This window comes from Methylobacterium sp. E-012, assembly GCF_057836545.1.
On the sequence record NZ_JBYQEY010000001.1, the window covers coordinates 719206 to 732328 of the forward strand.

The following is a 13123-nucleotide window of genomic DNA, read 5'->3' on the forward strand; positions in this document are numbered from 1 at the left end:
GCTGTCCAACCCATCCCCTCATCCTGAGGTGCCGGAGCGTAGCGGAGGCCTCGAAGGAGCCCTCCAGCCAGCTGCGCGATCCCTGGAGGGCTCCTTCGAGGCCCGCTTCGCGGGCACCTCAGGATGAGGGGGGTTGGGTTGGAACAGGCCGGAGACGGCCGCCCTCGTGTATCGTGTTATTCATCGACCTATGCGCTGGCGCGCCCCGCGCAAGCCCGAATCGCGCCCTGCGTTGACCGGCTCCGGCGCAGATATGCTATCGCGGCTCCACCGTGCCGTCGGTGTTCCCCGGAATGACCGACGAGCCCCTCATTCCGCCGGATCCATGACCAGCACTGCCGCCCCCCAGCCCGTCGAGCGCTACAACGCCAAGGATGCCGAGCCGCGCTGGCAGGAGGCCTGGGCCGAGCGGCGCCTGTTCGAGACCGACAATGCCGACGGCCGGCCGAAATACTACGTGCTGGAGATGTTCCCCTACCCGTCGGGGCGCATCCACATGGGCCATGTCCGAAACTACGCCATGGGCGACGTGGTCGCCCGCTACAAGCGCGCCCGGGGCTTCAACGTGCTCCACCCGATGGGCTGGGACGCCTTCGGCCTGCCGGCCGAGAACGCCGCCATGGAGCGCAAGGTCAACCCGCGGGACTGGACCTACGCCAACATCGCGTCGATGCGCGACCAGCTGAAGGCCATGGGCCTGTCGCTGGACTGGAGCCGGGAGATCGCCACCTGCGACCCCGACTATTACAAGCACCAGCAGCGCATGTTCCTGGACTTCCTGGACAAGGGCCTCGTCACCCGCCGCACCGCTAAGGTGAATTGGGACCCGGTGGACCACACGGTGCTGGCCAACGAGCAGGTGATCGACGGGCGCGGCTGGCGCTCCGGCGCCCTGGTCGAGCAGCGCGAGCTGACCCAGTGGTTCTTCAGGATCACCGACTTCGCCGAGGATCTGCTGACCGCCCTCGACGGTCTAGACCGCTGGCCGGAAAAGGTCCGGCTGATGCAGAAGAACTGGATCGGCCGCTCCGAGGGGCTGGAAGTCCGGTTCGCCCTGGCCCGTCCGGTGGCCGGCGCCTCCGATTCGGTCACCGTCTACACGACCCGGCCCGACACGCTGTTCGGCGCCAAGTTCCTGGCGATCGCCGCCGACCACCCGCTCGCCGCCGCGCTCGCCGCGGATCGTCCGGCGCTCCAGGCCTTCATTGAGGAATGCCGCCGCACCGGCACCGCGCAGGCCGCGATCGACACCGCCGAGAAGCACGGCTTCGACACCGGCCTGACCGTCCGCCACCCCCTCGACCCGTCCTGGGAGCTGCCGGTCTACGTGGCGAATTTCGTGCTGATGGAATACGGCACCGGCGCGGTGTTCGGCTGCCCGGCCCACGACCAGCGCGACCTCGACTTCGCCAACAAGTACGGGCTCGGCAACACCCCGGTGGTCTGCCCCGAGGGCCAGGACCCGGCGACGTTCGTCATCACTGACACCGCCTATGTCGAGGATGGGCGGATGATCCATTCGCGCTTCCTCGATGGCTTGAGCACCGACGAGGCCTTCGAGGCCGTGGCCCGGCGGCTCGAAGGGGAGGGGGTCGCGACCCGCAAGGTCCAGTTCCGCCTGCGCGACTGGGGCGTCTCGCGCCAGCGCTACTGGGGCTGCCCGATCCCGATCATCCATTGCGAGTCCTGCGGCCCGGTGCCGGTGCCGGTGGCCGACCTGCCGGTGAAGCTGCCGGACGAAGTCTCCTTCGACCAGCCCGGCAATCCGCTGGAGCGCGACCGGGCCTGGCGCGACGTGCCCTGCCCGCGTTGCGGCGCCCCGGCCCGGCGCGAGACCGACACGATGGACACGTTCGTCGATTCGTCCTGGTACTATGCCCGCTTCACCGCGCCCTGGCTCACCGACGCCCCCACCGACCGGGCCGTGGTCGACCATTGGCTGGCGGTGGACCAGTATATCGGCGGCATCGAGCACGCGATCCTGCACCTGCTCTACGCCCGGTTCTTCATGCGGGCGATGCGCGAGACCGGCTGGTCCGGGGTGTCCGAGCCCTTCGCCGGGCTGTTCACGCAAGGGATGGTCGTCCACGAGACCTACAAGGACGCCGCCGGCGCCTGGGTGCCCCCGGCCGAGATCCGCTTCACCACCGAGGAGGGCGAGCGCCGCGCGTTTCACGTGAAAACTCAGGCGCCGATCGCGATCGGCCCGATCGAGAAGATGTCGAAGTCCAAGAAGAACGTGGTCGACCCGGACGACATCATCGCGAGCTACGGGGCCGACACGGCGCGCTGGTTCATGCTGTCCGATTCGCCGCCGGAGCGCGACGTGATCTGGACCGAGGAGGGGGTGCAGGGCGCCGCCCGGTTCGTCCAGAAGGTCTGGCGGTTGGTGAACGCCGCCGGACAGGCGACGGGAGACGGCGCCGCCGATCTGCCCCTGCGCAAGGCCGCCCACCGGGCCTTGGCCTCCGTGCAGGACGATATCGAGCGCCTGCGCTTCAACCGGTGCGTCGCCCACATCTACACCCTGGCCAACGCCCTGGAGGATGGCCTGCGCGGCCCGGTCTCGCCGGCTGCGGCCCGGGAGGCGGCCGGCATCCTGGTCCAGCTCATCGCGCCGATGATGCCGCATCTGGCGGAGGAGTGCTGGCTGGTTCTGGGGCGCCCGGGGCTCGCCGCGCAGGCGCCCTGGCCGGAGGCGGAGGCCGGGCTGCTCGTCGAGGACGAGATCACCCTGCCGGTCCAGATCAACGGCAAGAAGCGGGCGGACGTGACCGTGCCGCGCGACGCCGACGCCAAGGCCGTCGAGGCGGCGACGCTGGCCCTGGAGGCGGTCCAGCGGGTGCTGGAGGGCAAGGCGCCGCGGAAGGTGATCGTGGTGCCGGGGCGGATCGTGAATCTGGTGGTTTGAAGATTCTACCCCGGCCGAGGTTCGATGCAGGAGTCCGCTCCGTGCCGACTCAGAGAGCCGTTCAGAAAGCGTTTCTCCAATCCTCGGCCTCATCCTGAGGTGCCCGCGAAGCGGGCCTCGAAGGAGGGCTCCAGAAGGCGCTGCGATCCCTGGAGGGCTCCTTCGAGGCCTCCGCTGCGCTTCGGCACCTCAGGATGAGGTGGAGGATTGGAAATGGCAGGGGTGCCTCGGTGGTGAGGGCTCAGCGCAGGGCGCATGTTGGAAAAACCGGCGTTGACGTCTCGCACGCGCTCGCTCTTCCTCGATCGCGGCTGAAGGCGCAGATGTGAAAGGTCGATACGATCTAGAGGCTGACGCCCTGTATCTCCGCTTCGCCGATACTGTGGTGCGTGAGAGTGAGGAGGTCCGACCCGGCATCATTCTAGATTTCGACGTAGAGGGCCGCGTTGTTGCCATCGAGATTCTCGATACCAAGGAGCGTCTCTCGGCGGGCGCGGATTTGGCACATTTGGCCGCCGCCTGAAGCCCGCAGGCATTGGAACGCTCGGACATGACCGCACAAACCTTCGTCAGCGTGTTCGAAGCTTTGACCGATACGCCCATTGAGGCTGCCAACATGACGGCCCGTGCCGACCTGATGCTCGCGATCCGCGAGCGGGTTCGAACATGGAATATATCGCAGGACCGAGCGGCTGCTCAGCTCGGCCTGACGCGTCCGCGCCTCAACGACTTGATGCGCGGAAAACTCGACAAATTCTCGCTGGATGCCCTCGTGAACATCGCCGGTCCGGCCGGCTTCACGGTGCGAATCCAGCTGATCGAGGCGGCGTGACGGGAAAGCCCGCATCCGACTCTCAGGATGATGCGCCAGCCCCGACCTACGGCGCCGCCAGCCCCGGATCCTGCCCGCTGGCCTCCAGGCCCTGCCGGACGAGCCCGTCGCGCTTGGCCTGGGCCAGGAAATCCGCAAGGTAGGCCGCCCCGGCGGGGCGCCCGACCGGCAGGCCCATCGCCTGCGGGATGGCCATGAAATCCCCGGGCAGCAGCCGCACCTCCGGATGGCTGGCGGCGTAGGCGGCGAGCGGCTGCGCGACCCCGGCCGCCACCTCCAGCCCGTCCCGCGCGAAGGCCGTGACCGCCTCGGCCGAGGTCGGCGCCCGCACCAGGGTCGCGTGTTGCAGGCTCCGGCTCAGGAACAGGTCGTAGGCGCTGCCGCGGCCGACCGAGACCCGCACGCCCGGGCGGTCGACCGCCTCCAGGGTCCGGATCGGCGAGGCGGCCGGCACGAGGTAGCGGCCGGTGATCAGCACGTAGGGGTCCGTGAAGGCGATGCCCTCGGCCCGTTTCGGGTCGATCGCCAGGAAGCAGATGTCCCAGGTGCCGGACCCCGCCGAGCCCGAGACGGCCCCCGCCCCCGGGAAGGTCACGAACGCCACCGGCACGCCGAGTTTCTGCGCCAGCGCCCGGGCCAGGTCGACCGACACGCCCGCCGGAGCCTCCGCGCCGCCCTGCGCCAGCACCGGGTTGCCGAGATTGATCGCCGCCCGGAGCGTGCCGGTGGGGGCGAGGTCGTGCAGGATCGTGGGATCGGGGGGCATCGGTTGCGGCTCCGCACGCGCCGGGGCGGACAGGACGAGCAGGCAGAGCGCCGCGCGGATCCGCATCAGGCACGCCCGACCTGACTGGCCTGCGCCCGAGCCTCGCCCCTGGCGCCCCGCCGCCGCCGCCGGGCCAGCATGTTGAGCCCCTCGACGCCGGCCGAGAACGCCATGGCCGTGTAGATGTAGCCCTTCGGCACGTGCGCCCCGAACCCCTCGGCGATCAACACCATGCCGATCATGATCAGGAAGCCCAGCGCCAGCATCACCACCGTGGGGTTCCGGGCGATGAAGGCCGAGAGCGGCTCGGCGGCGACCAGCATCACCGTCACGGCGACGATCACCGCCACCATCATCACCGGCACGTGCGCGGTCATGCCCACCGCCGTGATGATCGAGTCGATCGAGAAGACGAGGTCGAGGAGCAGGATCTGGCCGATCGCCGCGCCGAAGCCGAGGCCGCCGCCGGATTCCTCCGCCTCGGGCTCGGGATCGACGCTGTGGTGGATCTCCTTGGTGGCCTTCCACAGCAGGAACAGGCCGCCGCCGATCAGGATCAGGTCGCGCCAGGAGAAGTCCTGGCCGAGGACCGAGACGACCGGCTCGGTCAGGTGCACGATGAACGCCACGGTGCCGAGGAGCCCCAGCCGCAGCACCAGCGCCAGGCCGATCCCGATCCGCCGCGCCCGGGTCTGCTGTTCGGGCGGCAGCCTGTTGGTCAGGATCGAGATGAAGATCAGGTTGTCGATGCCGAGCACCACCTCCATCACCACGAGGGTCGCGAGGGCGGCCCAGATCGCGGGCTGACTGGCGAGGTGGATCAGGTCGGTCACGGCTTGGGGGCCTCGCTGGTCGGGAACAGGCGGTCGCCGAGGGCGGCGAGGTCGAAGCCGGGGGCGCGGCGCACGGGCTCCGGTGCGAAGACCTGCAGGATCTTCGGGACGACCTTGAAATGGGCCGGCGTGTGGGTGGTCAATTCGCCGTCGGTGTTCACCGGCCGGGGCCTGCGGGTCGAGATCCGGATCTCCTGGGCGTGGAAGGCGCGCACGTCGGCGGCCCGGCCATGGGTGCCGCGCCGGAGGGCCGGCAGCAGGGCGATCAGCCGCCACCAATGGTCGATCTCCAGGCTGTAGAAGTCGAGCTTGCCGTCATCCACCGCCGCGGTCTCGGCCACGGTCATGCCGCCGCCGTAGTGCCGGCCGTTGCCCACCGACACCTGGATGGTCGTGACCTTCTCCACCGTGCCGTCGTGCTCGATCGTCACCGTGAAGGGCCGGACCCGGCGCAGCACCCGCACCGCCGCCACCGCGTAGCCGAGCACCCCCCAGGTCTTCTTCGATTTGGCCGTGAGCTCCCCCGCGAGTTCGGCCGAGAAGCCGACGCTCGCCACGTTGAAATAATAATGGCCGTTGACCCAGCCGAGATCCACCGGCCGCGCCGCAGCGGTCGGGATGAAGCGGGCCGCCGCCAGGGGATCGAGGGGCAGGTCGAGGGAGCGGGCGAGATCGTTGGCCGTGCCGAGCGGCAGGATGGCCAGCGGCAGGCCGCTCTCCACCAGGGCCGGGGCGGCGAAATTCATGGTGCCGTCGCCGCCGCCGAGGATGACCAGATCGACCGAACCGGCCCGGTTGCGGATCGTATCGCGGCAATCGGCGTCCGGCGGCGGCTCTTCCGGCTCGATCCCGCCCGCGCGCAGAATCGCGCGCACGGCCTCGAGGTCGAGGCCGCCGTTGCGGGCCTTGGCGTTGCAGATCAGCAGGGCCCGGCGCGGTGCGGCGCTCATCGGGGGCCCCCGGATCGCGGGGTCGGGCGGGCCTGGAGTTCGGATCGGGCCACAGGATCCTCGGGGCGCGGCGGCGGGGGCGGGCGGGATGGGAACCTGCGTGCGGCCCAGGCCAGACGGCCAAGGCCGGATTTGTCCCCGACTTGGTACCCAAACGCGCGAACGCAACCCCATCATCCCCGCAATCCAGGGCTGGTCGCCGCCGCGCAATCTGGCAGGATGTGTGGCGCGCCCGGGACGATCGTGGAACCCCTCCCCCACACGGGCGCGTTCCCGATGAGGCCCGCCCCGGCCGCCAGGAAGACACCGATGTCCGCCACACGCCCCGCCCGAACCCCGGCCCTGGCCCTCGGCCTGGTCCTGCCGCTCGCCTTTGCCGGCGCCGCCGCGGCCCAGCAGGGCACGGCGCCCCGGGCGGCCTGGGTCGACCCGCCGCCCCGGGCCGCCGCGCCGGCGCCGGGTGCCGCGCAGGGGCCCGCGCAGGAACCCGCACGGGAGCCGATGAAGGCGGCGGCCAATCCGCCGGATTCCGGCAGGGCGCCGGTGAAGGCCCAGACCGAGGGTCCGGGCCGGGCCGGGCCGGTCCGTCAGGCCGCCACGCCGGAACCGTCCGAGGACGCCCTGCCGAAGGCCGCGGCGACGCGGGCGCCGGGTCCGAGGCGGGCCGCCGCCCTGGAGCGTCCGCCGGTCCGGGAGACCCTGCGCCGCCATGCCGGTCATCCGCACCGGCTCGCGGAGACGCCGGCCGCCTTCGCCCCGGCGCCGGGGGCGTCCGCCGAGCGCGCCGCCGCGGCCCGGGCGCTGACGGCGAGCTACCTCGCCACCGTCTCGGGTTCCAACGACACCATGGTCGGCGCCGCGACCCAGTTCTACGCGACCCGCGTGCGCTTCTACGGCCGGCCGGTCACGACGGCGGCGCTCGTGGCCGAGAAGCGCAGCTTCGTCCAGCGCTGGCCCGAGCGGCGCTACGAGCCGCGGGCGATGCGCACCGCCTGCGATGCCGAGACCTGCACGATCCGCACCCTCGTCGCCTTCCGCACGGCCAATCCGGGGCGCGGCGCCGTCTCCAGCGGCGAGGCCGAGCTGATCCTGGAGGTGGGCTTCGCGGGGACGCGGCCCTACATCCTGGGCGAGACCGGGCGCGTCCTGCGGCGGAGCATCCAGGCCGGGACCCTGGCCGCCTCCCCCGGCAAGGCGTGAGAGTCCCCCGGCACCATCCCGCCGCCGCGGGACGGGCCGGAGCCGCCCCCGGTTCCGGCGTCCGGGACGATGCGCTAAGGGATAGATCCCGGCGCTCGGACGTTGCGTGAGGCGCTCCCGGTTGGGCCCCGTCGGGCGGGCTCCGGGCCGCGCGCCGGTGAGGCCGGGATCGGGTGCATGACGTCTTCAACGGTTGTGGCGAAACAGGAGGCGGACCCGGCCCGTCCGGTGCTCGACGGTCCCGACCGGAGCGCCCTGCGCGCGGCGATCCGGGCCGCGGTTGCCCATGCCCGTCCGCGCCCCGTGGCCATCCGGACCCTCGAACTCCTGGCCGAGGCCGCGAGCGTCCCCGATGCGGCGGGCACCGGTATCCGCGTGCTCGACCGGCAGGGCGCCGTGCGCCTGCGGGGTGACACCGCCGAGCCGATGACCCTGGCCGATCTGGTCGCGGAGCTGCGCGAGCGGCATCCCGCCCTGTTCCTGCCCCCCGAGGCGGAGCCGGTTCCGGCCACCGCCGAGGAGGCCCGGGATTCGGCCCTGCTGAGCGGCGCCTACGAGATGACGGCCGCCACCGCGCGGTTCGTCGGGACCCAGTCCGAGCGGGCCCGCTCCCTCGCGGAGCGCTCCTCCGAGCAGGGCCGGGTGCTGGCCCAGAGCGCCGCCGGCCGGTTCGCGACCCTGGGGACGCGCCTGCGCGGCCGGTTCGGCCGCCCCCCCGCCAGCGCCGACGCGGCCGGCGGCGCGCCCCAGGAAAGTCCCCAAGGAGCCCCCCGAGAGCCGGATCCGGCGGCGGCCTGGAATGCCGGGCCCGGCCGGTTCGGGGAGACGGTCCGCGACGGCCTGGACCACCTGCGCGATCGGCTCGGCTTCGGCGGGGCCCCGATGGACGACGGCGCGCGCCGGCAGCGCCGCTGGCTCCTGGGCGCGGGCGCGGGCACCCTGGCGGCGGTGATCGCCGCGGGGCTCGTCCTGGAGGGCCAAACCCCCGACTCCGCGCGCCCTGCGGCTCCGGCCCGGACGGACACGGCGAACGGTGCCGCCCCGAGCGTGCCGCCCACCGCCTCACCTGCCCCTGCCTCGCCTGCCCCTGCCGCCCCCGATACCGTGACGCCGCCCCCCGAGACCGCCGGCGATCCCGAGCCCGACGCGCCGCTGCCGCCGAACGCGGTGACCGGGCAGGCCCAGGTGATCGACACCGCGACCCTCAAGGTCGGCGGCAAGGTCGTGCACCTGTTCGGCGTCGAGTGGGTGCGGGGCGGCCAGGCGGACGAGCTGGCCCGCTACATCGGTACCCGGCCGGTGACCTGTCAGCCGGCGCCGGGCAGCGCGACCCTGAACTGCCTCGTCGACGGGCGCGACATCTCCGAGGTGGTGCTGTTCAACGGCGGCGGCCGCGCCTCCCCGGAGGCGAGTCCCGAACTGGTCGCGGCCGAGGACCACGCCCGGAGCGAGCGGCTCGGCGTGTGGAAGCGGTAGCTGTCGCACGACGGCGCGTGAGGGCTCACGCGCGGGGGCGGGTTGGGGTGGAGAGCGGACCCTGATCCATCGCCCTGATGCGGGCATTCCGGATCCGAACCCTGTCGGACACGCCGGCCGCTATCAGCACTTCCCGAAAGCCGTCCTGAGTGGCTGCTCGGAAACCGACATGCAGCCTCGCGCCCGCCTCTGCTCTGAGGCCCGGCGGAGGGGTGGATCGGAAGGTCGGCGCCGCGAAGGTGCAGGCAGGTTGGCAGCGCCCCGTAGGCGGACCGACCGGCGCACCCTGCGATGCGCCGGACGACCAGAATGCTGCTACTTGCCGGCTTTAGCGCCCGCGGCGGAGCCATGCGCCTGCGACGCGTCGGTGTTCGCGGCGGCGTTACCCTTCTGCGGGAGCGCGATGGCATCGATCATATCGAAGCGGACTCTGTCCTGGGCCGTCTTCAGGACTGCGTTGGCTTCGTAATACTTGCCCTGGCCGATCAGCGTGGCCGCCTGATCGACATCGGAGATGGTCTTGTTCAGCGGCAGGACGGCCATCGTGAAGTTCACGTCGACATGGGCGAGCTTGAGCTTCTCCAGTGCGCCCTTCTGGTCGCCCTGGGCGAGGTTCTTATTCGCTTCGGTCACCGCAGAGGCCTTCTCGGGCGTGGCAACGAAGTCGTCACCCAGGGTCAACTGTGCATCGACCGGCACCCAGGCGATCTGTTCCTGAGAGGCCGGCTTGGCCTCGGTCGTCGTGGCCGGGGTCGTGGCCGGGGTCGTGGCCTTGTGGCCCGCGAGGTCGGCTTGTGTCCTGAGATCGGCCTCCGCCTTGTTGAACTGCGCATCGTCGGTCTTCGCTTTGGCGAAGGCCGCCTGCGTCTTGCCGATCAAGTCCTTGGCCTGGGCGGGGTTCGCCTCGAAGATGGCGAGGCGCGTGAGCTGGAGGTCTCTGAAGCCCTGCGCGCCGTCCTTCGAGAGCTTGCCGACATCCTTGCCGACCATACTGGTCTGCGCGGCGTTCGCCTGGGCCGCTTGCTCGGCAGCGAATGCGGTGCCACCGAGGAGGGTCGTGAGCACGAGTGCCGCGGCGAGTGATCTCTGGTGAGCCATCGGTATTGTTCCATTTGAGCTAGAAGTGGGATCTTTGACCTTATTGGTACGATCAATCCCATGTGCCTATAATATAGTTTGGGTCTTTTTATCTCATGACTGCTTGATTAAAAATCAGCAATGGAGACAATGGCGCCGCATCAAAGGCAGGAGAGGCGCAGCGGTCTCACCTGCGAGGCTCGAGGGTGACTGCGCCATTAGCCAACACCGCTAAACAGGTGATCTAAAAATCATCCCGTATGATTGGCGTATGACTCGTAGACATCGAAAAAACCGAAGCACCTCGACCAGCGCAGGCCGAGCTTCGATAAGAACTCGATCGCTCAACGTCAGCTTCCGAGTTGGGCGCAGCCGATTTGCCATTGTCTTTCAGCCGACATTCCCGGGGCCCGCAACGGGTCGCGAGCCGCCTCTCGACGGAGGAACTGGGTCATCGAGGTCTACATCCTCGGCGCGTCGCCGATCCCGGTGCATTCGGCAACGGCTGCAAATCCTTGATACAGCCGTCACGCCGGACCGGTCTGCGCCGCGGCGGCGGGTCGTTCAGCGCGGGTGGAGCGTGGAGGAGACCGCATGGCGGGTGAATGTTTCGGGCGCACAGCGGACGGGCAGGCGGTCGACCGGCACGTGCTGGTGCGGGAGAGCCTGCGCGTCGCCGTGATCGCGTTCGGCGCGGTCGTCACGGCGATCGAGGTGCCGGACCGGGCCGGCCGTTCGGCCAACGTCGTCCTCGGCCTCGACACCCTGGCGGGCTATGAGACCGTGAGTCCGAGCTTCGGCGCGATCGTCGGCCGCTACGCCAACCGCATCGCCGGCGGGCGCTTCAGCCTCGACGGGCACAGCTACCGGCTCCCGATCAACGAGGGGCCCAACACCCTGCACGGCGGCCCGGAGAATTTCGGCCGGCGCCTGTGGCGGGTGGAATCGTCCGACGCGACGCGCCTCGTCCTGAGTCGCCGCTCCCCGGACGGGGAGGCGGGGTTTCCGGGCACCCTCGACGTCCGCGTGACCTACAGCCTGCCGGGGGACGGCGTGCTGCGGATCGATTACGCCGCCGTGACCGACCGGCCGACGGTCCTGAACCTCACCAACCACAGCTATTTCAACCTCGCCGGGGAGGGGGCGGGCAGCGTCCTCGGCCACGTCGTGCAGGTCGAGGCGGATGCGTTCGCGCCCACGGACGCGACCCAGATCCCCACCGGCGCGCTCCGGCCGGTGGACGGCACCCCGTTCGATTTCCGCACGCCGCGCCCCCTGGAGGCGCGGATCCGCGACGGGGATCCGCAACTCGCCTACGCCAAGGGCTACGACCACACCTTCGCCCTGCGCGGGCCCGCCGGGACCCTGCGGCCGGCCGCCACCTGCCTGGATCCCGGCAGCGGGCGCCGGCTCGACGTGTGGACCACGCAGCCGGCGCTGCAGCTCTACAGCGGCAACAACCTCGACGGCACGCTGACCGGCCCGTCCGGACGCCTCTACCGCTCCGGCGACGGGGTCTGCTTCGAGACGCAGGCGTTTCCCGACGCCCCGAACCAGCCGGACTTCCCCTCGGCGGTGCTCCGGCCAGGGGAGACCTTCACGGCGGCCACGGAGTTCCGGTTCTCGTGCCCCGCCCCGGAGCCCGGAACCGGGGGCTGACGGCCCGGGCGCGGGCCCAGACCTTTCACCATCCCTCACGCGGCGGCGCGCGCGGCCTCCCAGGATGCGGGGATCGCCGCGGCCGGGGCCGCGGGGTGGGGGTGCCCGGTCTCGCCGAGCGCCAGGAGGGCGGCCTTCACGGCGTCGAGCAGCGACGGCTCGCCCTCTGCCATGCCCTCGGCGGCGGCCACCTCCTTGAGGTACTCGTCCCAGGCCCAGCGCCGCAGGATTTCCCGCTTGCAGGCGCGCAGCAGCCGCCGACGGGCGAGCACCTCCGCGGGGGAGGCGAACACCGCCGCCGGGTTGACCAGGGCCCGCTCCAGGTCCGGCAGATCCGGCGGGCCCGCCCGCCCCGGCCGTCCGGTTCCGGCGATCCGGGGGACCGGGTGCCGGGGGCGGGTGTTGTGGTCCAATCCGATTGTCCGTTCCTCCATGGGGACCTCCCAAACCGATCTCGGCCTCGTATCGGAAACCGGAGCCGGGCCGGTGCGCCCGAGCCCCGGCTCGGCCTCGTCCCGGGAGCCGGTGCGCGCGTTCCGGGGCGCGGTGTGTCTTGGGGATTTGCCGGCGCGGGTCAGGCGCCGAGGAGCCCGAGCCGCGCGGCCGCCTGCACGCCGAAGCTCGCCGCGAAGGACAGCAGGGCGGCGTCCCAGGCGGTCAGGTTCGGGGACGCCGCCGGCGGCCCGCCCCGGACGAGGGCGACGGCGAGCCACGCCAAGCCCGACAGGCTCAGCAATCCTGCCGCGACCCAGGGCAGGGCCGGCGGCGGGCAGGGCGCCGCCAGGGCCAGGCACAGCAGGGCGGACAGGAGCCAGCCGCCCAGCACGGTCCGGTTCGTCTCGCCCGCCGGGGCGCGGGCCCAGGCCCGCCACAGGTGGCTCGGGACGGGGTGCCGATCCTTCAGGTCGAATGTCGTCATCGAAGGCCCTCCGGGTTCAGTTCAGGACGGGTTCGGGCGCCGTCCGCCCGCGGCGGGTGACGGCCGCCCGGATTGATGGCCGGCGCGGGGCCGGCGCGGCCGGGCCCTGGTCCAGGGCCTGGAGCGCCGCCAGGACCGCGTCGACCGGGACGGGCTCGGCCCGGCAGCCCGGCAGGCAGCGCAGGGTCGGGCAGGCCTCGATCGCCCGGGCGTCGGAGGCCCAGGAGGCCAGGATCGCCCGCTTCTCGCCGGGCGACAGGCCGGGATAGGCCAGCACCTCGCAGGGGTGCCGGAAGACGTCGCCCGGCGCCACGAAGGCCGCGAAGGGGTCGACCGCGGCCGCCCGGAGATGGGCCGCCGCCATCGGGCCGAGGCGCTCGATCCCGGGCCGGACCCGGCCGGACCGGGTGGAAGTGGTGTCGCTCTGCTGCATGGAATCCTCCACATTCGCGCAAAGGTTGGGGCGGCCGGCACGGTCCGTCGGTCCGCGCCGGCCGCCG

The 13123-nt window shown here is 71.7% G+C and carries 12 protein-coding genes; 6 read left to right on the top strand and 6 right to left on the bottom strand.

Features of this window, described 5'->3' with window-relative positions; all coding sequences use genetic code 11:
* The first annotated feature begins 325 nt into the window (after positions 1–325).
* From leuS to AC3IF1_RS03360, 3 genes are all read left to right on the top strand, one after another.
* Positions 326–2911: a leucine--tRNA ligase gene (gene leuS / locus AC3IF1_RS03350; protein ID WP_489215841.1), complete on the top strand. Its 2586-nt coding sequence runs from the start codon at positions 326–328 to the stop codon at positions 2909–2911.
* Positions 2912–3236: 325 nt separating this feature from the next.
* Positions 3237–3434, top strand: coding sequence for a DUF2283 domain-containing protein (locus AC3IF1_RS03355; protein WP_313900882.1), 198 nt, complete (start codon positions 3237–3239; stop codon positions 3432–3434).
* Between the two features lie 27 nt (positions 3435–3461).
* Positions 3462–3743: a helix-turn-helix domain-containing protein gene (locus AC3IF1_RS03360; RefSeq protein ID WP_489215843.1), complete on the top strand. Its 282-nt coding sequence runs from the start codon at positions 3462–3464 to the stop codon at positions 3741–3743.
* Positions 3744–3789: 46 nt separating this feature from the next.
* On the opposite strand, the gene AC3IF1_RS03365 is transcribed toward AC3IF1_RS03360, so the two are convergent.
* From AC3IF1_RS03365 to AC3IF1_RS03375, 3 genes are all read right to left on the bottom strand, one after another.
* Positions 3790–4509, bottom strand: a complete 720-nt coding sequence (locus AC3IF1_RS03365) for an ABC transporter substrate-binding protein (protein WP_489215845.1) — start codon at positions 4507–4509, stop codon at positions 3790–3792.
* A 65-nt stretch (positions 4510–4574) separates the two neighbouring features.
* Entirely contained in the window at positions 4575–5342 is a 768-nt protein-coding gene (locus AC3IF1_RS03370) for a TerC family protein (RefSeq protein WP_489215847.1), read from the bottom strand.
* Positions 5339–6292 carry a lipid kinase gene (locus AC3IF1_RS03375; protein ID WP_243972375.1) on the bottom strand — a complete coding sequence of 318 codons (954 nt, stop codon included), beginning with the start codon at positions 6290–6292 and terminating at the stop codon, positions 5339–5341. Before AC3IF1_RS03375 ends, AC3IF1_RS03370 begins: the two co-directional genes overlap by 4 nt.
* A 309-nt stretch (positions 6293–6601) precedes the next feature.
* On the opposite strand from AC3IF1_RS03375, the gene AC3IF1_RS03380 reads away from it, so the two are divergent.
* Entirely contained in the window at positions 6602–7492 is an 891-nt protein-coding gene (locus tag AC3IF1_RS03380; protein WP_489215850.1) for a hypothetical protein, read from the top strand.
* A gap of 177 nt (positions 7493–7669) precedes the next feature.
* Positions 7670–8968, top strand: a complete 1299-nt coding sequence (locus AC3IF1_RS03385; RefSeq protein WP_489215852.1) for a nuclease — start codon at positions 7670–7672, stop codon at positions 8966–8968.
* Between the two features lie 315 nt (positions 8969–9283).
* Here AC3IF1_RS03385 and AC3IF1_RS03390 read toward each other — a convergent pair whose 3' ends face one another.
* The gene (locus tag AC3IF1_RS03390; RefSeq protein ID WP_243972378.1) at positions 9284–10066 is read right to left on the bottom strand and encodes a YfdX family protein; all 783 of its coding nucleotides are present in this window, start codon (positions 10064–10066) and stop codon (positions 9284–9286) included.
* Positions 10067–10639: 573 nt separating this feature from the next.
* On the opposite strand from AC3IF1_RS03390, the gene AC3IF1_RS03395 reads away from it, so the two are divergent.
* Positions 10640–11704, top strand: coding sequence for an aldose epimerase family protein (locus AC3IF1_RS03395; RefSeq protein WP_489215854.1), 1065 nt, complete (start codon positions 10640–10642; stop codon positions 11702–11704).
* 35 nt (positions 11705–11739) lie between these two features.
* Here the strand turns inward: AC3IF1_RS03395 and AC3IF1_RS03400 are convergent, their stop codons facing one another.
* Together AC3IF1_RS03400 and AC3IF1_RS03405 are read right to left on the bottom strand one after the other, a co-directional pair.
* Positions 11740–12138: a hypothetical protein gene (locus tag AC3IF1_RS03400; RefSeq protein WP_489215856.1), complete on the bottom strand. Its 399-nt coding sequence runs from the start codon at positions 12136–12138 to the stop codon at positions 11740–11742.
* 140 nt (positions 12139–12278) lie between these two features.
* A complete protein-coding gene (locus tag AC3IF1_RS03405) occupies positions 12279–12623 on the bottom strand; it encodes a hypothetical protein (RefSeq protein ID WP_489215858.1) in 345 nt (114 codons plus the stop codon).
* Between the last annotated feature and the right edge of the window lie 500 nt (positions 12624–13123).